General features: G+C 67.5%; 18 protein-coding genes. 12 read left to right on the top strand and 6 right to left on the bottom strand.

The window, feature by feature from the left end:
• The first annotated feature begins 71 nt into the window (after positions 1–71).
• Positions 72–1,817, top strand: a complete 1,746-nt coding sequence (msbA, locus tag PFX98_RS17725; protein WP_285231815.1) for a lipid A export permease/ATP-binding protein MsbA — start codon at positions 72–74, stop codon at positions 1,815–1,817.
• A 3-nt stretch (positions 1,818–1,820) separates the two neighbouring features.
• Positions 1,821–2,126: a ComEA family DNA-binding protein gene (locus tag PFX98_RS17720; protein ID WP_285231814.1), complete on the top strand. Its 306-nt coding sequence runs from the start codon at positions 1,821–1,823 to the stop codon at positions 2,124–2,126.
• Here the strand turns inward: PFX98_RS17720 and PFX98_RS17715 are convergent.
• Positions 2,087–3,388 (bottom strand): patatin-like phospholipase family protein, encoded by a 1,302-nt coding sequence (locus PFX98_RS17715; RefSeq protein WP_285231813.1) that lies wholly within the window; start codon positions 3,386–3,388, stop codon positions 2,087–2,089. The two genes, PFX98_RS17720 and PFX98_RS17715, sit on opposite strands and share 40 nt — an antisense overlap.
• 97 nt (positions 3,389–3,485) lie before the next feature.
• Positions 3,486–6,983, bottom strand: a complete 3,498-nt coding sequence (gene dnaE / locus PFX98_RS17710) for a DNA polymerase III subunit alpha (RefSeq protein ID WP_285231812.1) — start codon at positions 6,981–6,983, stop codon at positions 3,486–3,488.
• A 171-nt stretch (positions 6,984–7,154) separates the two neighbouring features.
• Between dnaE and PFX98_RS17705 the strand changes: the two genes are divergently transcribed.
• Positions 7,155–8,486, top strand: coding sequence for a vanadium-dependent haloperoxidase (locus tag PFX98_RS17705; RefSeq protein ID WP_285231811.1), 1,332 nt, complete (start codon positions 7,155–7,157; stop codon positions 8,484–8,486).
• A gap of 38 nt (positions 8,487–8,524) precedes the next feature.
• Here PFX98_RS17705 and PFX98_RS17700 read toward each other — a convergent pair whose 3' ends face one another.
• From PFX98_RS17700 to PFX98_RS17685, 4 genes are read right to left on the bottom strand one after another with little or no spacing between them, the layout of a single operon-like run.
• Positions 8,525–9,274, bottom strand: coding sequence for a LytR/AlgR family response regulator transcription factor (locus PFX98_RS17700; protein ID WP_285231810.1), 750 nt, complete (start codon positions 9,272–9,274; stop codon positions 8,525–8,527).
• A 15-nt stretch (positions 9,275–9,289) separates the two neighbouring features.
• Positions 9,290–9,712, bottom strand: coding sequence for a hypothetical protein (locus PFX98_RS17695; RefSeq protein WP_285231809.1), 423 nt, complete (start codon positions 9,710–9,712; stop codon positions 9,290–9,292).
• The gene (locus tag PFX98_RS17690; RefSeq protein ID WP_285231808.1) at positions 9,705–10,769 is read right to left on the bottom strand and encodes a sensor histidine kinase; all 1,065 of its coding nucleotides are present in this window, start codon (positions 10,767–10,769) and stop codon (positions 9,705–9,707) included. The genes PFX98_RS17695 and PFX98_RS17690 overlap by 8 nt, the downstream gene beginning before the upstream one ends.
• Positions 10,766–11,866 carry a sensor histidine kinase gene (locus PFX98_RS17685; protein WP_285231807.1) on the bottom strand — a complete coding sequence of 367 codons (1,101 nt, stop codon included), beginning with the start codon at positions 11,864–11,866 and terminating at the stop codon, positions 10,766–10,768. Before PFX98_RS17685 ends, PFX98_RS17690 begins: the two co-directional genes overlap by 4 nt.
• 82 nt (positions 11,867–11,948) lie before the next feature.
• On the opposite strand from PFX98_RS17685, the gene PFX98_RS17680 reads away from it, so the two are divergent.
• The 9 genes from PFX98_RS17680 (at position 11,949) to PFX98_RS17640 (ending at position 19,709) form a co-directional block, all read left to right on the top strand.
• Complete coding sequence (locus PFX98_RS17680; RefSeq protein WP_285231806.1) at positions 11,949–12,905, top strand: peptidylprolyl isomerase; 957 nt, start codon at positions 11,949–11,951, stop codon at positions 12,903–12,905.
• A 54-nt stretch (positions 12,906–12,959) separates the two neighbouring features.
• Positions 12,960–13,742, top strand: a complete 783-nt coding sequence (locus tag PFX98_RS17675; RefSeq protein WP_285231805.1) for a sulfurtransferase — start codon at positions 12,960–12,962, stop codon at positions 13,740–13,742.
• A 15-nt stretch (positions 13,743–13,757) separates the two neighbouring features.
• Positions 13,758–14,741: an alpha/beta fold hydrolase gene (locus PFX98_RS17670; RefSeq protein ID WP_285231804.1), complete on the top strand. Its 984-nt coding sequence runs from the start codon at positions 13,758–13,760 to the stop codon at positions 14,739–14,741.
• 79 nt (positions 14,742–14,820) lie between these two features.
• Positions 14,821–15,603 (top strand): ABC transporter substrate-binding protein, encoded by a 783-nt coding sequence (locus PFX98_RS17665; protein ID WP_285231803.1) that lies wholly within the window; start codon positions 14,821–14,823, stop codon positions 15,601–15,603.
• Positions 15,604–16,296, top strand: coding sequence for an ABC transporter permease (locus PFX98_RS17660; protein ID WP_285231802.1), 693 nt, complete (start codon positions 15,604–15,606; stop codon positions 16,294–16,296).
• Positions 16,296–16,982: an ABC transporter permease gene (locus PFX98_RS17655; protein ID WP_285231801.1), complete on the top strand. Its 687-nt coding sequence runs from the start codon at positions 16,296–16,298 to the stop codon at positions 16,980–16,982. The genes PFX98_RS17660 and PFX98_RS17655 overlap by 1 nt, the downstream gene beginning before the upstream one ends.
• Before the next feature lie 11 nt (positions 16,983–16,993).
• Entirely contained in the window at positions 16,994–18,112 is a 1,119-nt protein-coding gene (locus PFX98_RS17650) for a succinylglutamate desuccinylase/aspartoacylase family protein (RefSeq protein ID WP_285231800.1), read from the top strand.
• Positions 18,113–18,114: 2 nt separating this feature from the next.
• Positions 18,115–18,882, top strand: coding sequence for an ABC transporter ATP-binding protein (locus tag PFX98_RS17645; protein WP_285231799.1), 768 nt, complete (start codon positions 18,115–18,117; stop codon positions 18,880–18,882).
• A gap of 194 nt (positions 18,883–19,076) precedes the next feature.
• Positions 19,077–19,709: a PEP-CTERM sorting domain-containing protein gene (locus PFX98_RS17640; RefSeq protein ID WP_285231798.1), complete on the top strand. Its 633-nt coding sequence runs from the start codon at positions 19,077–19,079 to the stop codon at positions 19,707–19,709.
• Positions 19,710–19,768: the final 59 nt, after the last annotated feature.

Raw genomic sequence — 19,768 nt, 5'->3', positions numbered from 1 at the left:
CGGGCAGTATAGGCAGGCGCCTCGGCCCAGCGCAGCGGCGACAATCGGCCCCTCGCAACGTTTGCAACGAGATGAGTCAGCCTCCCACCGACCGTGAGCCCCTGAGCGCCACCGCCCGCCGCCTGGCGGTCTACCTGAAACCCCATGGCAGGGGCGTGGTGCTGACCATCCTGGCCTATATCGGCGCCGCCTGCACCGAACCACTGATACCGCAGCTGCTCAAGACCGTGCTGGGCGAGGGCTTCAAGGCCAACAGCTTCTCGGTCTGGTGGGTGCCGGTGGTGCTGATCGGCCTGTTTGCGGCGCGCGGCCTGTTCAGCTTTCTGGGCCAGTACCTGCTGAACTGGACCGTCTCGCGCACTGTGTTCGACCTGCGCGCCGCCCTGCTCAACGCCTTGCTGAAGGCCGATGCGCGCATCTACACCAGCCTGCAGCCGGGCACCGCCGTCACCAAGGTGGTGAACGACCCGCAGCAGATCGTCGCCCAGCTCGGCGGCGCCCTCATCACGCTGCTGCGCGACGGCCTGCCGGCGCTGGCCATGCTGGGCTATCTGCTGTGGCTGAACTGGCAGCTGACGCTGCTGTCGATGATCACCACCCCGGTGATGGCGGTGGTGGTGAAGCGCGTCAACGCGCGCGTGCGTCGCATGGGCAGCTGGGCCTACGACGCGCAGTTGCGGCTGGTCAACAAGGTCGACGACCTGACGCGCGCCTGGCGCGTGGTGCGCAGCTTCGACGCCGCCGACCACGAGCGCGAACAGTTCGCCGCGCGCGCCCGCGAGGTGCAGCGCGCCACCCTCAAGACCGCGGCCGCCAACGCGCTCACCCAGCCGGTCTCGCAGCTGATCGCCAGCATCGGGCTGTCGGTCATCCTGAGCCTGGCGCTGCTGCAGGCGCGCCAGAACCAGAGCGGCGTGGGCGAGTTCGCCGCCTTCATCGCCGCCCTGCTGCTGCTGACCTCGCGCCTGCGCCATCTCAGCGAGCTGGCCCAGCCCATCACCAATGCCCTCATCACCGCCCAGGGCAGCCTGAGCCTGCTGGACATCCCGGCCGAGAACGACCGCGGCAGCCGCGCGCTGGCCGAATGCCGCGGCGAGATCGCGCTGCAGGCCGTGACGCTGCGCTACCCCGGCGCCGAACAGCCCGCCCTGGCAGCCCTGGACCTGCGCTTCGCCGCCGGCCAGACCACCGCCCTGGTGGGCGCCTCGGGTTCGGGCAAGAGTTCCATCGTCAACCTGCTGCTGGGTTTTGCCGAGCCCGACGAGGGTCAGGTCTTGCTGGACGGCGCGCCCATCAACGAGCTCACGCGCGCCAGCCTGCGCCGCCAGTTCGCGGTGGTTTCGCAGGACATCGTGCTGTTCGACGCCTCGGTGGCCGACAACATCGCCTACGCCCAGCCGCGCGATGCGGCCCGGCTGGAGCAGGCGCTGCGCGCCGCCCATCTGTGGGACTTCGTGCAGACCCTGCCCGAGGGGCTGGACACCACCGTCGGCGCCAACGGCAGCAAGCTCAGTGGCGGCCAGCGCCAGCGCCTGGCGATCGCGCGCGCGCTCTACAAGGACGCGCCGATCTGGGTGCTGGACGAGGCCACCTCGGCGCTGGACACCGAGAGCGAACGCGCCGTGCAGCAGGCCATCGAGGCCTGGCAGGGCCGCAAGACCCTGATCGTGATCGCGCACCGCCTCTCCACCATACGCTCGGCCGATTGCATCCATGTGCTGCAGCAGGGCCGCGTGCTGGAAAGCGGCAGCCATGCGGAGCTGGTGGCGCGCGATGGCGCCTACGCCGCCATGGTGCAGGCCCAGTTTGCGGACTGAGGCATGAGACGGCGTCTGGCACTGCTGGCCTCCCTGCTGGCACTGCCTGCCTGGGCGCAAGACCCGACCCCGCTGGAGATCAACAGCGCCAGCCGCGCCGAGCTGGAGTCGCTCACCGGCATCGGCCCGGAGCTGGCCGAGCGCCTGCTGGCGGCGCGCCCCTTCAAGGACTGGCAGGATCTGCGCCGCCGCGTCGCGGGCATCGGCCCCAAGCTGGCCGCCAAGCTCTCGGCCCAGGGCCTGCGCGTGCAGGGCCGGGCCTGGGGCGCTCAGGCAGCTTCGGCAGCCTCGGCCACCGCGGCGGACTGAGCCTCGGCGAAGCCGGCGCTGCGCTTGCGCATCGAGCGCGGGTCGACCTTGGGCGCCTGCGCCGGCCAGCCGAAGAAGCGCTGCACCTCGGCACGCTTGGCCAGGGTGTCGGACATGCCCAGCATGATCAGCTCGCCGGTGAACGAGGGCTCGAACAGCAGATAGCTGGTGAGCGCCGAGCCGGTGGCGGCCTTGCCCTCGCCGGCCACGCCCACGCTGCGCAGCATCGCGCGTATCGGCGGCGGCAGGCTGTGCTGGTGCTCGGCGGCGAGTTCATCGATGCGGCGGCTGGGCGCGATCACCAGCACCTCGACCGGCCGCAGCGGCGTGGCCTCGCGCGCCGCCGCGGGCAGCAGACTGAGCGTGTTGTTGATGCGTTGCAGGCGCTCCACGTCCACCGCCAGCGCATCCAAAAAGATGTTGGAAAGCGCATGGCCGGCGATCTGCGCCATGCTGGGGTGGCCCTCCACCAGGGTGCTGCGCCGCCCGGGCGGCTCATGCATGCGGCCGGCACCTATCACCAGCACGCGTTCGGCGCCCAGGTGGATGGCCGGCGAGATCGGCGCGCTCTGGCGCATCGAACCGTCGCCAAACCATTCGGCCTGCCCCTCCAGGTCGAGCAACTGGGCCGGGAAGATGAAGGGAATTGCCGAGGACGCCAGCAGATGCTCGATGCTCAGCTTGGCGGGTGTGGCGATGCGCTGCGAGCGCATCCAGGGCTGCAGCGCCGCATGGGTCTGGTAGAAGGTGACATGCTGGCCCGAGCTGTAGCTGGAGCCGCTCACCGCCAGCGCCCGCAGATGGCCCTGCGCCAGCATGTCGTCCAGCCGCTCCAGCCGCACCCAACGCTGCAGCAGGCGGCCGAGCGGCTCGTTGTCCAGCAGGCTGCGCGGCTTGCTGCGATGCCAGCGCGCCACCGCCCAGCCCAGGCTCATCATGGTCATCCAGCGCGCGCCGGTGCGTATCACGCCAAAGGCATCGGCGGCATAGACCTGATCCACATGGATGTTCTGCCAGATGTGCATCAGCCCATCGACGGCGCCATCGAAGTCGTCCGCCTGACAGGCCAGGGTGCCGGCATTGATGGCGCCGGCCGAGGTGCCGGCAATCACCGGAAACGGGTTGGCGGCCGTGACCCCGGCATCGCGGCGCAATTGCGCGATCGCCGCCAGCACGCCCACCTGGTAGGCCGCGCGGGCACCGCCGCCGGTCAGGATCAGGCCGGTGGTGGGGATGGAGGGGTTGGGCGCCGGGGTGTCCATGGCTGTCGCTTGAGGCGATCATGCCCGAAATCCCCGTTGCGCCAAACGCTCAAAAGAGGGGCCATTCGCCGCCGCGCAACAGCGCCGCCGCGACGCCTCAGTCGTACACGATCTGCGCGTTGCCGAGCTTCGCCAGGGCCTCGTCGCAGGGCCAGAACTTGGCCGCCTCGCCCAGGTCCAGCTCGGCGCTGGCGCCCTCGCGCTTGACGGCCAGGCGCAGCGACAGGCCCTGCACCAGGGTGCCCTGCTCGGCCTCGACGCGGCGCGCCGGCCAGGCCGCCACCACCTCGGCCACCGGCGGCGTCACGCCATTTGCCTGCAGGCGCAGGAACTTGCCGAAGCGCGCGCGCGCCGCGGTGAGGCTCCACAGCTGCTGGATGTTCAGCCGCAGGCCACCCGAGAAGCGGTCGTTCTGCACCTTGCCCGAGACGATGATGAGCTCGTCCTCGGCCAGCGTCTCCTTGTGGGCGTTGATGAGTTCCTCGTTGGCCACCGCCTCGATCGCATCGCTCTTGTCGTCGAGCTTGAAGATCGCCACCTTGCCGCGGTGGCCGTTGATGATGCGCATGTCCGAGACGATGCCCGCCACCATGATGGGATCGCGGCTGTCCTGCAGATCGGCGATGCGGCGCTTCACCATGCGGCGCACCTCCTCGCCGCTCTGGTCGAACAGATGGCCGGAGAGGTAGAAGCCGATCGCCGTCTTCTCCAGACTCAGGCGCTCCTTGATGCTCCAGGGCGCGGCGTCCACCAGCGCGGGCTCGGCCGAGGAGGAGCCATGGGCGCCCTCGTCGAAGTCGAACAGCCCGCCCTGGTCGGCGTCCTGCGCCAGCTTGTCGGCATAGGTGTATCCCAGCGCCACGCTGGCCAGCAGGCGCGCGCGCTCGGCCTCCAGGGTGTCGAAGGCGCCGGCCTTGATGAGGGCCTCCACCACGCGCTTGTTGACGGCCTTGCGGTCCACGCGGGCGCAGAAATCGAAGAAGCTCTTGAAGGGGCCGCCCGACTGGCGCGCCGCCACGATCGCCTCGATGGCGCCCTGGCCCGTGCCCTTGATGGCACCCAGGCCGTAGTTGACGAGCTTGTTGCTGATGGGCTCGAAACGGTAGACGCCGCGGTTCACGCAGGGCGGCTGGAACTCAATGCCGAAGATCTGCGCGTCGTTGAGCAACACCTTGAGCTTGTCGGTGTCGTCCATTTCGATCGTCATGTTCGCGGCGTAGAACTCGGCCGTGAAATGCGTCTTCAGCCAGGCCGTGTGGTAGCTCAGCAAGGCATAGGCGGCGGCGTGCGACTTGTTGAAGCCGTAGCCCGCGAACTTCTCCATCAGGTCGAAGACCTCGTCGGCCTTGTCCTGCGAAATATCCTTGGCCGCGGCTCCCTTGCGGAAGATCTCGCGGTGCATGGCCATTTCCTCGGCCTTCTTCTTGCCCATCGCGCGGCGCAGCATGTCGGCGCCGCCAAGGCTGTAGCCGCCCAGCACCTGGGCCGCCTGCATCACCTGCTCCTGGTAGACCATCACGCCATAGGTCTCCTCCAGCACCTGGCCCAGCAAGGGATGCGGGTACTCGATGGTCTCGCGGCCATGCTTGCGCGCCACGAACGAAGGGATCAGGTCCATCGGGCCCGGGCGGTACAGCGACACCAGCGCGATCAGGTCCTCGAAGCGCGAGGGCTTGGCGTCCTTGAGCAGGCGCTGCATGCCGGGCGATTCAAACTGGAACACGCTTTCCGAGAAGCCATCGCCGAAGAGCTTGAACACCTTGCGGTCGTCCAGCGGCACCTTGGCCCAGTCGAAGTCCTGGCGATCCGGGTAGCGCGCGATGATGAAGTTCTTGGCCAGCTCCAGGATGGTCAGCGTGGCCAGGCCCAGGAAGTCGAACTTCACCAGGCCGATGGCCTCGACGTCGTCCTTGTCGTACATGCTCACCGCGCTGGTCGAGCCCGGCTGCTGGTACATCGGGCAGAAATCGGTGATCTTGCCCGGCGCGATCAGCACGCCGCCGGCATGCATGCCGATATTGCGCACCATGCCCTCGACGCGCGCGGCCAGCTTGAGCAGCTCGGCCACCTCCTCTTCCTGCTGCTCGCGCTCCTCGATCTCCGGCGCCTCGTGGCGGGCGTAGATCACCTTGGCCTTGTCGGGGTCGAAGTCGGGCGGCAGCCTGGCCAGGGTCACGGTCTTGCCGGGCGGCGCCGGGATCAGCTTGGCGATGGAATCGACATGGCCGAAGCCCATGCCCAGCACGCGGCCGATATCGCGCAGCGCGGCCTTGGCCGCCATGGTGCCGAAGGTGGCAATCTGGCTCACCGCGGGGCGGCCGTACTTGTCCTTCACATAGTCGATGACGCGGTCGCGATTGCCCTGGCAGAAGTCGATGTCGAAGTCGGGCATCGAGACCCGCTCGGGGTTCAGGAAGCGCTCGAACAGCAGGTTGTACTGCAGCGGGTCCAGGTCGGTGATCGAGAGCACATAGGCCACCAGCGAGCCCGCGCCCGAACCCCGGCCCGGCCCCACCGGGCAGCCGTTGGCCTTGGCCCAGCGGATGAAGTCCGACACGATCAGGAAGTAGCCCGGGAAGCCCATCTTGATGATGGTGCCCAGCTCGAACTCCAGCCGCTCCACATAGCGCGGGCGCTCGGCATCGCGCTTGCCGGCGTCGGGGAACAGCTGCACGAGGCGCTGCTCCAGGCCCTCGTAGCTCAGCTCACGGAAATAGGCTTCCATGGGCATGGTCGAGCCATCGTCCAGGATGGGCGTGGGGAAGTTGGGCAGCTGCGGCTTGCCAAGCGTGAGCTTGAGGCTGCAACGGCGCGCGATTTCCACCGTGTTGGCGATCGCCGAGGGAATGTCGGCGAACAGCGCCTCCATCTCGGCCTGGGGCTTGAAGTACTGGCCCGGCAGAAAGCGCTTGATGCGCTTGGGGTTGGCCAGGGTCTCGCCCTCGGCGATGCAGGTGCGCGCCTCATGGGCGTCGAAATCTTCCTCACCGAGGAACTGGACCGGGTGCGTGGCCACCACCGGCAGGCCCAGCTCGGCCGCCAGCGGCACCGAGCTGCGCACCAGCGCCTCCTGGCCGGGCAGGCCGGCGCGCTGCAATTCGATGTAGAAGCGCTGCGGATAGAGGGCGGCCAGGCGCTCTGCCCATTCGCGGGCGCGCGGCTGGTCGCCCTGCATCAGGGCCTGGCCGATGGCGCCGAACTGGGCGCCGGACAGGCAGATCAGGCCCTCGTTCAGCTCCTCCATCCACACCAGCTTGAGGCAGGCCTGGTTGCGCTGCACGTTCTGTATCCAGGCACGCGACAGCAGCTCGCAAAGGTTCAGATAACCCTGGTAGCTCTGCACCAGCAGCAGCACGCGGGTGGGCGGCTTGTCGCTGGCGTCCGACTCGATCCAGCAATCCGCGCCCAGGATGGGCTTCACGCCCGCCTTGCGGCAGGCGTTGTAGAACTTCACCCCCCCGAACAGATTGGCCAGGTCGGTGATGGCCAGGGCCACCTGCTTGTCCTGGGACGCGGCATCCGCGGCGTCGTCGATTCGCAGGGTGCCGTCGACGACGGAGAACTCGGTATGGGTGCGCAGATGGACAAAAGGCATGGCGGGATTGTAGAGAGGGCCGGGGGCGGCATTCGGAAGCGCCTCGCCGCATTCGGCCCGGATTTCGCCGCGTTCGTCACTTGGTGCAGCGCCAGCTCATTGGCGCTCAGAGACTCTGCTTGCGGCGGGGGGTGAATGTCTCGCTCTCCGGCCGAAAGCGGAGCGAACACCATGACACACCTGCCCCACATGCCGATGACGACCCTCGCCGTCCTGTGCGCCTGCTGCCTGTCGACCGCCTGCGGCGGCGGCAGCGATGACGCCCCGGCGCAACCGCTTCAACCGAGCGTCACGCCGCAGCCCGAGCAAACGGTCACCATCACCACCGTCGGCCCGAATGCGGTCTCCTACTGGAACGAAGTGGCCACCACGGTGATCAACCTGCCGGCCGCGGCCACGGGTACCGCCGAAGAGCAACGCCCCAATCTCGCGGTTGACCTGGCCACCGTGCACCTGGCCATCTACGACGCGGTGATGGCCATCGCGGGCACACACCGGTCTTATGCCATCACGCCCAGCAGTGGCAGCGCCAGTGCTTCGCAGGAGGCGGCTGTGGCCTCGGCGGCCTATCAGGTCCTGCTCGGTTTGTTTCCCAGCCGCAGCGCGCAGTTCCAGCCTGCCTACGACAGCTATCTGGCAAGCCTGCCGGACAACGCCGCCAGGGCCCAGGGGCTGGCGATCGGGGCCGAGGTGGCGTCAGGCATGCTCGCGCTGCGAGCGGCTGACGGGCGTTCGGTCGTGCTGACGGCCTACCAGCCCGGCAACGCACCCGGCCAGTTTCGCGGCAACAACCCGATCGGTCGGCCCAACCCGTTCATCAAGCCCTTCGTCTTGAATTCGACATCGCAGTTCCGGGCCCCCGGGCCGGCAGCACTGGGCAGCGCCGGCTATGCAGCGGACGTCAACGAGACCATGTCGCTCGGCGCTGCCAACAGCAGCACCCGCAGCGCCCAACAAACCGAGGCGGCGCGCTTTCACACCGAACCGCCGCCCTTGTTCTGGCCCCGCAATATGCGCAACTTCGCGATGACGAATCGCAGTGTGGCCGAGCATGCGCGACTGATGGCCCTGATCTGGGTGGCGCAGGCGGACGCGCAGAATGCCTGCTTTGAGTCCAAGTACTACCACCAGGCCTGGCGTCCGGCGAGTGCCATCACCCTGGCCGATACCGACGGCAACGCCGCCACGACGGCAGACCTCGCCTGGGTGCCCGTCGTGCCCACGCCCAATCACCCTGAATACCCCGCCGCCCACAGCTGCATCAGCGCAGCGATGGCGGAGGTGCTGAGCGGCTACTACGGGACGTCGAAGGTCAGCTTCGACTTCAACAGCACCGTCACGGGCAGCACCCACCACTTCAGTACGACGGCCGATCTGGTGTCGGAAGTTCAGATGGCACGCATCGCCGGCGGCATGCATTTCCGCACCGCCACCGTGGACGGCGCAGCGCTCGGCAAGAGCGTGGGCGGCTGGGTGCTGGCGCATGCGTTCCAGCCGCGCTGAAGCGCGATGACGCTGCCGGCCGGCGAGGCGCGGCGTCATCACATCTGCCTAAACAGATGCGTGTGCGCCTCGCTGACCTGCAGCTTCTCGGCTCTCGACTTCAGTCTCAACATCACATGGCCGCGAAAATCGCGCAGTACGCCGGCGATGGCGTTCGCGTTGACGATGGTGGAGCGATGAATGAGCCAGAAGCAGGCGGGGTCCAATTCCTCCTGCAACTCCTTCAAGGACTTGCGTATCAGCGCTGCACCCTCGGCGGTCACGACACGGGTGTATTTGATATCGGACTGGAAGTAGACCACCTCGTCCACCGTGATCAGGCTGACCTCCTGCCCCTTCGCTGCGTTGATCCACCGCAGGTAGGCGCGCGGCGGCAACGCACTGGTCAGCTCAGGCAGCAGCTTTTCGAGCGAGGCTGGCGCACCATCCAGTCGCTGCCGCAGGCGGTGCACCGTCATCGCCAGCCGCTCGATCGAATAGGGCTTGAGCAGGTAGTCCACGGCACCCTGCTCAAACGCAGCCACTGCATGGGCGTTGTAGGCGGTCACGAAGACCACATGGCAGGCGCCCCCCAGCGCGCGCGCAACCTCCAGGCCGTTCATGCCGGGCATCTGAACGTCGAGAAAGACCAGTGCCGGTTGCAGACGCTCCAGCAGTTGCAGGGCCTCGAAGCCGTTGCGGGCCTCGCCGACCACACGCAGTTCAGGCCAAAGCGCCGTCAGATGCGAGCGCAGTTCATCGCGCAGCACCGTTTCGTTCTCGGCGATCACCGCCGTCGCTTGCGACATGGGCGGCGCGCCAGGTCAGGCCTTGCCGGCGCTCGCGGACTTCAACTCCACCAGCAGCGCCCGCATATTCCTGCCCGAGATGTTCTCCACCTCATGGGTCTCGGCCTCGCTCCAGAACACATCGCCCAGCTTGTTCTCGCCAACCATGGTTTGGCCGCTGGGCAGCTTCACGCGCACCTTGGCCGGGCTCAGCAAGACGGTGAGGTGGGCCGGGTGCGAGTGCATGCCACTCCCGCAAACACCCATGCCGGGACGACTGTTGAACTCGAGCACACGCAAGTGCTCGTTTTCAAAGGCCACACGATAGGCACGCGGCTGCACCGCAGCTGCGTCCTGGGCCTGAGCGGCATCCGCCGCCGCAAGGGTGCTCAAGGCGGCCAACAGCGCATGACGCCGATCCGGATTGCCGACGGCGGCCAGGAACTCGTTCTCACTCATGCTGCTCTCCCTGTGATTCGTCCGGCCCGCGCAGCGGCAGGGTCAGCAGCAACGCGGGCGCTTGCGGACTTTCCCCCACCATCAGCGTCCAGTCAATGCCGTGCAGGGCCTGCAGCGCCACCTGCATGCGGTACTCAAGATCGGGGGAAAGCCAATGGCGTGGCGGACCCCGCCGTTCCCGCTCAAGGCGCAACACGCAGCGTCCATCAACTTGATGAAGTCTCAGCTCGACGGCTGCGTCGAGGCTGTCAGAAGCCAGGAGTTGCTCCAGCACCGGAAGCAAAAGCAGCGATGGGAATGCCGCATCCGGCATGGCCCCGTCGACGCGGATATGCCAGTTGCTGCGTTCGGGCGCCAACTCGCTCAGCAGCGCCGCGAACAGGCCGGCCAGGCGCAGCTCCGCCGCCACGGTGGACGCGCTTTCGCGCACGCCAGGCATGGCCGCGCGCAGGAATTCGACCAAGGGGACCAGCAGGCGCTCTGCGCCCTCGACGTCATCGGCGTAGCGGCGCTCGATTTCGCTGATCGCCCGCAGCAGGAACGCCGGGTCGATCTGCCCCCGCAGCGCCTGCAGACGCAAGGCGCTGAGTTGTGCCTCCGTCTTTTGACGCGCGATTTCCGCCCGCGCCAAGAGCTCGCGCGTTCGCTCGGAGCGCTGGCTCAGGCCGTAGGCCGTCACAAACAGGCCGCCATAAAACATGCTGCTCCAAAAGACGTGCAGCAAGGCATCGTCACTTTCCCGCAAGGAGTACGCCAAGGGCTGGCCGAACACGCGCCAAACGGCACAGTTCAACAGCGCAAAACCGAACATCGCCAGTGCCGTCTGCGCACCTCCCAGGCGTTGCTCAAGCAAGGCCGTCCCAAGCGCCAGCAACAGCCCGGCCAGACACCATTGCGGCAGCAGATGCAGCGCGAACTGCGCAAGCTCGCCGGCGCTGACCCTGCCCAGCGGCAGGGTGGACGACTCCATGGCCGTGACCGCCAGCCCCCACAGCAAACCCAGGCCCGCGGCACGGCCGCCACTCAGCCCCAAGAAGCCGAGCGAGCGGACCTTCATGCCGCCACGGCCCTGGACGCACAGGGCAGGCGCAGGCTGGCGCGCACGCCGCTTGGCATCTGCCCCTGCAGCGTCAGCGCAGCGGCGCTGCCATACAGCGTCGACAAGCGGGCGCGCACGTTCGCCAGGCCGATGCCGCTGCCACCGGTTCCCTGCAAGCCCACACCGGTGTCGGCCACCACCACCTCGATCGCGCTGTCGAGCAGCCGCGCCGACACCCTGATCGAGCCACCGTTGATCGAAGGCTCAATGCCATGCTTCACGGCGTTCTCCACGAGCGTGGCTATGGTCAGCGGCGGGAATGGCTGCGAGCGGAGGGCGTCCGGCACGTCGAAACTGAATTGCAGCAGGCCTTCCATGCGCAGCGCCACCACACTCAGATAGGCACGCGCGAGATCGATCTCGCGCCCCAGCGTCGCCGCATCGGCGTGCAGGGCTGGTTGCGCCGAGCGCAGGTAGCCGACAAAGCAGGCCAGCAAGCGCGCACCGTCAGCCGGATCCACCTGCTGCAATCGCCGCACCGTCGCCAAGGTATTGAACAAGAAGTGCGGTTCGATCTGGCTGCGCAGCGCTTCGAGCTGCAGGTCGGCCGTCTGGCGCTGGATCTGCGCATGGCGCAGCTGGGTCGCCTGCTCTGCTGCACCAACATCGGCCGCGCGCCGCCACAAGTACCACATCGCCGCCACCGCACCGGCCACCACCGTCCAGCGCGCCACCCGACCGAGCACGGCAGGCGCATCGCCCGACGAGCCCGATGCCCCGGCAGCCAGCAGCAGCACTTCGCCCGCCGCGGCGCCCGCCAGAATGGACGCGGCCAGCAGGGCGGAGCGCCACCGCAGGCCGCGCGCCCGCACGCGCGCAGCAGCACTCAGCGACAAGGCGATCATCAGCGCCACGACGAGCCGGTCACGCAGCACTTCGAGCCAGCCGGCCATCACCTCGTCCCAGGGCCAGTGGCGCCAGACAAAAAACTGGAACAGGTATTCGGTCGACATCAAGGTCGCTACGACGGCCGCGCCGATGAACACCGTAGACAGTGGCAACTGCCGCAACGCGGCATCCCTCGGCACCTGCGAATGGTGGGCACGTTGCTGCATCGAAGAAGCCCCCGGTGACTTGATGATAGTCCGGCAACTGGCACCAGGCGTTATGCTGCCGCCCGAACAGGAGCCCATCGACATGCACAAGACCCTTCCGACCTTGCTGGCGACCGCTGTCCTCGCGCTGCTGAGTCAGGCCGCAATTGCCGTCAGACAGCCCCCGGAAAAACCCGTGACCCCACCCAAGAGCAGCGCCGAGATCCTGGCCCAGTCCCCCGCCGGCGACTGGCGCGAGATCAAGCCCGAGGATCTGCTGGTGATGGAGCTGGCGCAGGGTCAGGCCACTCAGCAAGTACTGATCGAACTGGCGCCGCGCTTTGCGCCGCGCCATGCCGCGAATATCCGCGCCCTGGCGCGCGGCGGTTTCTACGACGGCCTGGCGATCGTGCGCGTGCAGGACAACTTCGTCACCCAATGGGGCGACCCGAACGGCGACGATGCCAAGACCGCCAAGCCCCTGGGCAAGGCCGAGGCCAAGATCCCGGCCGAGTTCTCGGTGGACTACAAGAGTCTGCCCCCCGCCCTGTTCAACAAGATTCCCGATCTGGATGGCTGGGCCCCGATGAGTGGCTTCGTGGACGGCTTCCCGGTGGCCGCCGACCCCAAGGCCGGCAAGGCCTGGCTGGCGCATTGCTACGGCATGGTGGGCGCGGGCCGCAGCGATGCGGTGGACTCCAGCACCGGCGCCGAGCTCTATGCCGTGATCGGCCATGCGCCGCGCGGCCTGGACCTCAACATCACCGTGGTGGGCCGCGTGCTCAAGGGCATGGAGTATTTGTCCGCGCTGCAGCGCGGCGGCCCCAATATGGGCTTTTATGACAAGCCCGAGCAGCGCACCGGCATCACGCGCGTGCGCCTGGCCAGCGAGCTGCCCGAGGCCGAGCGCCCTGCCCTGCAGGTGCTGAGGACCGAAAGCAAGACCTGGGACGCCCTGCTGGAGGCGCGCCGCCACCGCGGCGGCTGGTTCGTGCACAGCCCCAAGCATGTGGAGATCTGCAGCGCCAGCGTGCCGACCCGTCCGCGACCTGCGCCCTAAGCTGAGCTGCGGGCCCGGCGGGGCGGTATGGCGCAGTCCTTACAATCCCGCCCCATGCAGTCCGGCCCCATCCTCAATATCTCGTCCTACAAGTTCGTCCTGATCGCCGATGCGCCCACCTTGCGCGAGACGCTTTATCAGCACGCCCTGGAGCTGGGCCTGAAGGGCACGGTGCTGATTGCCGAGGAAGGCATCAACCTGTTCCTGGCCGGCAGCGCCGAGGCGGTGCGCGGCTGGGTCGCGGCGCTGCAGCAGGACGCCCGCTTTGCCGACCTCGCGCCCAAGGAAAGCTGGAGCGAGGCCGTGCCCTTCAAGAAGCTGCTGGTCAAGGTCAAGCCCGAGATCATCCGCATGAATATGCCGGCGATCCGCCCCGACCAGCTGCCGCGTGCCCCCGCCCTGCCCGCCAAGACGCTGGCGCGCTGGCTGGACCAGGGTCACGACGACGAGGGCCGTCCGGTGGTGACGCTGGACACGCGCAATGCCTTCGAGGTGGACTACGGCACGTTTGACGGCGCGATCGACTGGCGCATCAGCAAGTTCACCGAGTTTCCTGCCGCCCTGGCCGCGCACCGCGAGGAGCTGATGGGCAAGACCGTGGTGAGCTTCTGCACCGGCGGCATACGCTGCGAAAAGGCCGCCATCGTGCTGCAGCAGCAGGGCCTGGACGGCCCCGTCTACCAGCTCGAGGGCGGCATCCTCAAGTACTTCGAGGAGACCGGCGGCCCGCATTACCACGGCAGCTGCTTCGTGTTCGACCAGCGCGAGGCGCTCGGCGCCGGCCTGGAGCCCGCCACCGAAATCATGCGCCCGGCCAGCGAGGCCCATCGTGGCTGAATGCGCCTGAACCCCGTGAGCAAACGTCTGAGCGAGCGTCTGCGCCACAGCCTGCTGCGCCTGCTGGGCCTGCTGATACTGGCGCTGGCGATCTGTGCCGCGGCCTTCCGCGCGCCCGAGCGCAGCCTCGAAAGCCTGGTGGCGCGCTGGGCGCCGCCGCCCTCCGAATTCATGGAACTGCCGCTGGACGGCGGCCAGCAGCTGCTGCACTGGCGCGACGAGGGGCCGCGCGGCGACCCCACACCCATCGTGCTGCTGCACGGCACCTCGGCCAGCCTGCATACCTGGGCCGGCTGGGTGAAGACGCTCAGTGCGACCCGCCGCGTCATCACCCTGGACCTGCCCGGCTTCGGCCTCACCGGCCCGGCCGGCAGCGGCGACTACAGCGACGCCGCCTACCAGCGCCTGCTGCTGGCCCTGCTGGACAAGCTGCAACTGCCGCGCGTGGTGCTGGGCGGCAACTCACTGGGCGGCCAGATCGCCTGGGAATTTGCCGCCCAGCAGCCGGCGCGCGTGGCGGCGCTACTGCTGGTGGATGCCGGCGGGCTGGCGTTCAAGCCCGAGTCGGTGCCGCTGGGCTTCCAGCTGGCGCGCATACCGGGCATGCGCAGCCTGGTGAGCGGCTTTCTGCCGCGCCGCCTGATCGAAAGCTCGGTGCGCAATGTCTATGGCGAGCCGGGCCAGGTCACGGCCGAGTTGGTGGACCGTTATTTCGAGCTCACCCTGCGCGAGGGCAACCGCCTGGCCCTCACCCAGCGCTTCGAGCAAATGCGGCCCGGAGCATACGCCGCACAGCTGGGCGACATTCGCCAACCGACCCTGATACTGTGGGGCCGGCGCGACCGTCTGATCCCGCTGGAATATGGCCAACAAATGAAACAGGCGATCAAGGGCAGCGAACTCGTGGTCTTTGATACGCTCGGCCACGTGCCGCAGGAAGAAGACCCGGCCGCCACGCTGAAGCCGGTGCAGGCGTTTTTGCAATCGCTCAAACCCTGATGTCCGGCAGCGCGTGGGCATAGCAACATCCACCTTCTTCATTTTTTCTCTCTTTCTCATCCATCGAGGAGTCGACTACATGCAACGACGTCATCTGATCGCTCTGGCCGCCCTGGCCATGAGCGTCGCCACCGCCCAGGCCCAAGCCCCCGAGTGGAAGAAGATCCGCATCGGTGTGGAAGGCGCCTACCCTCCCTTCAGCGAAGTGGGCCCGGACGGCAAGCTCAAGGGCTTTGAGATCGACCTGGCCATGGCCTATTGCGCCGAGATGAAGGCCGAGTGCGTGCTGGTGCAACAGGACTTCGACGGCCTGATCCCGGCCCTGCAGGCCAAGAAGATCGACGCCATCATTGCCTCGATGTCCATCACCGACGAGCGCAAGAAGGCGATCGCCTTCTCCAAGCCCTACTACAACACCCCGGCACGCTTCGCCGCCAAGGCCGACGCCAAGCTGGACATCAGCGCCGCCGGCCTGAAGGGCAAGAAGATCGGCGTGCAGCGCGCCACCATCCACGAGAAGTTCGCCGCCGAGACCTTCAAGCAGAGCGAGATCGTGCGCTATGCGACCCAGGACCAGGTCTTCCTGGATCTGAAGTCGGGCCGCATCGACACCACCGTGGCCGATTTGGTCGCGATCGACCAGGGCTTCATCAAGACTCCGGCCGGCAAGGGCTTTGCCTTCGTGGGCCCCAACTTCACCGACGTGAAGTACTTCGGCACCGGCTCGGGCGTGGGCATGCGCAAGGCCGACGAGAAGGCCCTGGGCAAGAAGTTCAACGACGCCATCGCCGCCATCCAGGCCAATGGCACGTTCAAGAAGTTGAACGACAAGTACTTCGAGTACGACCTGTCCATCAAGTAAATGTTTCTGAACGGCTTTCTGCCCAGCCTGCTGGATGGGACCCTGGTCACGCTGGGCGTGGCCTTGAGTTCCCTCAGCATGGCCATGGTGCTGGGGCTGCTGGGTGCCTTGGCCAAGCTGTCGAAATGGCGCTTGCCCAAGGCCCTGGCCTTTGCCTATACCACCCTCATACGCGGCGTCCCCGATCTGGTGCTGATGCTGCTGATCTTCTACGGCGGCCAGGTGGCTGTGAACCATGTGGCCGAGGCGATGGGCTACCAGGAGGGCATCGACGTCGATCCCTATCTGGCGGGCGTGCTGACCATCGGTTTCATCTTCGGTGCCTACCTGACCGAGGCCTTCCGCGGCGCCTTCCTGGCGGTGCCGCCGGGCCAACGCGAGGCCGGCCTGGCCTATGGCATGACGCCCTGGCAGATCGCCTGGCGCATCACCTTCCCGCAGATGTTCCGGCATGCCCTCCCGGGCCTGTCCAACAACTGGCTGGTGCTGATCAAGAGCACCGCCATCGTCTCGGTGATCGGCCTGCATGACCTGATGACGCGCGGCTCGCAGGCCGCCGGCACCACCAAAGAGCCGTTTGTGTTCTACAGCGCCGTGGCGGTGATCTACCTGCTCTTCACCAGCGCCTCGGAGCTGCTGTTCGACTGGCTGCAAAAGCGCTTCTCGGTGGGCGTGCGCAAGGGTGTGCTCTGATGGATCTCGACACCATTCTCGAAAACCTGCCGCTCTACCTGAGCGGCGCGCTCACCACCTTCGAGCTGCTCGTGATCTCGCTGGGCCTGGGCCTGCTGTTCGCGATACCGCTGGCGGTGCTGCGCAGCCTGCCCAACCCCTGGCTGTCGCGTCCGATCTGGTTCTACACCTATGTGTTCCGCGGCACCCCGATGCTGGTGCAGCTGTTCCTGATCTATTACGGCCTGGCGCAGTTCGAGTGGGTGCAGCAGAGCGCGCTGTGGCCCTACCTCAGCTCGGCCTGGTTCTGCGCCTGCCTGAGCTTTGTGCTCAACACCTGCGCCTACACGGTGGAGATCATCGCCGGCAGCATCCGTGCCCTGCCGCATGGCGAGATCGAGGCCGCCAAGGCGCTGGGCATGAGCCGCTGGGTGCTGTTCCGCCGCATCGTGCTGCCCTCGGCGCTGCGCCGCTCGCTGCCGGCCTACAGCAACGAGGCCATCTTCATGCTGCACGGCACCTCGCTGGCCAGCATCGTCACCATCCTGGACCTGACCGGCGCGGCGCGCCAGGTCAACTCCACCTACTACATGCCCTTCGAGGCCTTCATCAGCGCCGCGGTCTTCTATTTCCTGATGACCCTAGTGCTGGTGGCGCTGTTCCACAAGGCCGAGGCGCGCTGGCTCAAGCCCCTGATGCCACGCTGAACCCATCCCCCATGCAAATCCAGAAACACCTGCTGCTCGCACCCGCCCCCGGCACCCAGCGCGAGCTCCTGTCCCTGCACTACGGCACGCCCGGCAGCGGACCCAAGGCCTATATCCAGGCCTCGCTGCATGCCGACGAACTGCCCGGCATGCTCACCGCCCACCATCTGCGCCAGCAGCTCGATGCCCTGGAAGCCGCCGGCCGCCTGCAGGGCGAGATCGTGCTGGTGCCGATGGCCAACCCGATCGGCCTCTCGCAATGGCTGCTGCAGGGCCCGCAGGGCCGCTTCGAGCTGCTCTCGGGCGAGAACTTCAACCGCCATTACCCCGACCAGATCGCCCAGGCCGCGGCCGCCGCCGAGCCCGAGCTGAACCAGGACGCCGCCCACAATGTGCGCGTGCTGCGCCGCGAGCTGCAGAAGGCGGTGGCGGGCGCGCCGGTGGCCACCGAGCTGCAATCGCTGCGCCGCACGCTGATGGCGCTCTCCTGCGATGCTGACATCGTGCTGGACCTGCACTGCGATGCCCAGGCCGTCATGCATCTCTACACCGAGACGCCCTGCTGGGAACAATGCGAACCGCTGCAGCGCTATCTGGGCTCGCCGCTGACCCTCCTGGCCACCGACGCCGGTGACAACCCCTTCGACGAGGCCTGCTCGCAGGTCTGGTGGAAATGGGACAAGCAGTTCGCCGGCCACTTCCCGATCCCCCAAGCCTGCCTGGCGGTGACGGTGGAGCTGCGCGGCCAGGCCGATGTGACGCACGAACTGGCCAGCCGCGACGCGCAGAACATCCTCGACTTCCTGGCCTACCGCGGCCTCATCAGCGGCGCTGTGCCGCCCATGCCAGAGGCGCTGGGCGACGCGCGTCCGCTAGCCGGCTGCATGTCGGTGAAGTCACCGGTGGCGGGCGTGCTGGTCTATTTGCGCGAGCCCGGCGCCACGGTCAAACAGGGCGAGGTGATTGCCCATGTGATCGACCCCGTCAGCGCCAGCTGCACCGAGCTGACGGCGCCGGTGGACGGCCTGATGTTCGCGCGCGAATGCCTGCGCTTCATCACGGCGGGCGCAAGCGCCGCCAAGGTCGCGGGGCGCGAAGCGCTGCGCACCGGCAAACTGTTGGGAGCCTGAACATGACCAGCAGTCTGCGCGTCATCAATCTGCACAAACGCTACGGCGAGCGCGAGGTGCTCAAGGGCGTTTCGCTCGACACCAAGAAGGGCGATGTGGTCACCCTGATCGGTTCCAGCGGCTCGGGCAAAAGCACCTTTCTGCGCTGCCTGAACCTGCTCGAGCAGCCCTGGGAGGGCCAGCTCTTCCTGCGCGACGAGGAACTCAAGCTGGTGCGCGACCGCGACGGCAGCCTCAAGGCCGGCGACGCCAAGCAGCTGCAGCTCTGGCGTGCCCGCCTGGCCATGGTGTTCCAGAACTTCAACCTCTGGGGCCACCGCACCGTGCTGGAGAACGTCATCGAGGCGCCGGTGCATGTGCTGGGCGTGCCCAAGGCCGAGGCCATCGAGAAGGCCGAGGCCCTGCTGGCGCGCGTGGGCGTGTCGCACCGCAAGAGCGTCTACCCGGCCCAGCTCTCGGGCGGCGAGCAGCAGCGCGTGGCGATTGCGCGCGCGCTGGCGGTGGAGCCCGAGGTGATGCTGTTCGATGAGCCGACCTCGGCGCTCGACCCCGAGCTGGTGGGCGAGGTCCTGAAGGTGATGCGCGACCTCGCCGCCGAGGGCCGCACCATGATCGTGGTGACGCACGAGATGGGCTTCGCCCGCGAGGTCTCCAACCACACCCTGTTCCTGCACCAGGGCCGGGTGGAGGAGGAAGGCAACCCGCGCGAGGTGCTGGCCAGGCCGCAGAGCGAGCGGCTCAAGGCCTTCCTGAGCGGCGGGCTGAAGTAGCCCCTGCGACGTCCACCGGCTCGCCGCGAGAGGTCATGCGGCCACTCGAATGCGGGGAGGCGCGCGTGCTTAGTCGCGTATTCACCACGACAAGCCCCCGACCTCAGGGGGATGCTGGCCGGACCTTGTGCGGGCGAGCGTCAACAATCGCGTCGCTGTCGAACACCACTTTGTTGCCCAATCAGGAACTCCCCATGCCTTTTTCCAAATCCCTCGCGGCCACGGCCCTCGCCATCATCTTGGGTCTGGCCAGCAGCGCCCATGCTGGTGTGATCATCGATGCAGGCCCACAGTCGAATCAGCAAGACTTTCTGACCGGCAACTACGTGGCGGGCACCGAATTCACGCTGCGCAGCTCGCTGCTTGTCGATGGCCTGGGCTGGCTTGATGCCGAAGGCAATGGCCTCACCGGCATCCACACCGTGGGCCTGTGGGACGCAGCGGGAAGCCTGCTCGCGCAAGCCGTCGTCAACAACGCCAGCACGCAGATTCTGAGCGCGCAGGGCACCGCGCTTTGGTTTGTCACCGAGATCAGCGATCTGCTGTTGGCCCCCGGCACCTACCGCGTTGCTGGTACGGCCAACGCAGACAATGTCGCGCTGAGCAACAACAAGATTGGCAACGGCGTCGGCCTGAGCAGCGGCTACGTGCGCACGGACTTCCCCAACGGCGGTTTCGCCTACCCCAACCTGAGCTTCGGCTCTGAGGCTATCCGCGCCACGCTGACCAGCGATGTGTTCGGCAGCCATAACGTGCCCGAGCCCGGCTCGCTGTTGCTTGCCGGTCTGGGCCTGGCAGCCTTGGGCCTGACCCGCAAGCGCCGCTGAACGCGTCCACGCGACACGCAAGAAAGGCAGCCTCGGCTGCCTTTTTCTTTGGGTCTCCG

This window comes from Paucibacter sediminis, assembly GCF_030254645.1.
GTDB lineage: Bacteria > Pseudomonadota > Gammaproteobacteria > Burkholderiales > Burkholderiaceae_C > Paucibacter_B > Paucibacter_B sediminis.
This window is presented reverse-complemented; position numbering and strand designations above follow the sequence as displayed.

What these genes read in the sequence shown, in the direction of transcription:
- PFX98_RS17700 (WP_285231810.1), bottom strand. Translation starts at nt 9,274, where the DNA reads ATGTCGCAAGCGACGGCGGTGATCGCCGAGAACGAAACGGTGCTGCGC.
- PFX98_RS17650 (WP_285231800.1), top strand. Translation starts at nt 16,994, where the DNA reads ATGCAAATCCAGAAACACCTGCTGCTCGCACCCGCCCCCGGCACCCAG.
- PFX98_RS17655 (WP_285231801.1), top strand. Translation starts at nt 16,296, where the DNA reads ATGGATCTCGACACCATTCTCGAAAACCTGCCGCTCTACCTGAGCGGC.
- PFX98_RS17705 (WP_285231811.1), top strand. Translation starts at nt 7,155, where the DNA reads ATGACACACCTGCCCCACATGCCGATGACGACCCTCGCCGTCCTGTGC.
- PFX98_RS17720 (WP_285231814.1), top strand. Translation starts at nt 1,821, where the DNA reads ATGAGACGGCGTCTGGCACTGCTGGCCTCCCTGCTGGCACTGCCTGCC.
- PFX98_RS17660 (WP_285231802.1), top strand. Translation starts at nt 15,604, where the DNA reads ATGTTTCTGAACGGCTTTCTGCCCAGCCTGCTGGATGGGACCCTGGTC.
- PFX98_RS17665 (WP_285231803.1), top strand. Translation starts at nt 14,821, where the DNA reads ATGCAACGACGTCATCTGATCGCTCTGGCCGCCCTGGCCATGAGCGTC.
- PFX98_RS17680 (WP_285231806.1), top strand. Translation starts at nt 11,949, where the DNA reads ATGCACAAGACCCTTCCGACCTTGCTGGCGACCGCTGTCCTCGCGCTG.
- PFX98_RS17690 (WP_285231808.1), bottom strand. Translation starts at nt 10,769, where the DNA reads ATGAAGGTCCGCTCGCTCGGCTTCTTGGGGCTGAGTGGCGGCCGTGCC.
- PFX98_RS17640 (WP_285231798.1), top strand. Translation starts at nt 19,077, where the DNA reads ATGCCTTTTTCCAAATCCCTCGCGGCCACGGCCCTCGCCATCATCTTG.
- PFX98_RS17645 (WP_285231799.1), top strand. Translation starts at nt 18,115, where the DNA reads ATGACCAGCAGTCTGCGCGTCATCAATCTGCACAAACGCTACGGCGAG.
- PFX98_RS17695 (WP_285231809.1), bottom strand. Translation starts at nt 9,712, where the DNA reads ATGAGTGAGAACGAGTTCCTGGCCGCCGTCGGCAATCCGGATCGGCGT.
- PFX98_RS17675 (WP_285231805.1), top strand. Translation starts at nt 12,960, where the DNA reads ATGCAGTCCGGCCCCATCCTCAATATCTCGTCCTACAAGTTCGTCCTG.
- PFX98_RS17685 (WP_285231807.1), bottom strand. Translation starts at nt 11,866, where the DNA reads ATGCAGCAACGTGCCCACCATTCGCAGGTGCCGAGGGATGCCGCGTTG.
- msbA (WP_285231815.1), top strand. Translation starts at nt 72, where the DNA reads ATGAGTCAGCCTCCCACCGACCGTGAGCCCCTGAGCGCCACCGCCCGC.
- dnaE (WP_285231812.1), bottom strand. Translation starts at nt 6,983, where the DNA reads ATGCCTTTTGTCCATCTGCGCACCCATACCGAGTTCTCCGTCGTCGAC.
- PFX98_RS17715 (WP_285231813.1), bottom strand. Translation starts at nt 3,388, where the DNA reads ATGGACACCCCGGCGCCCAACCCCTCCATCCCCACCACCGGCCTGATC.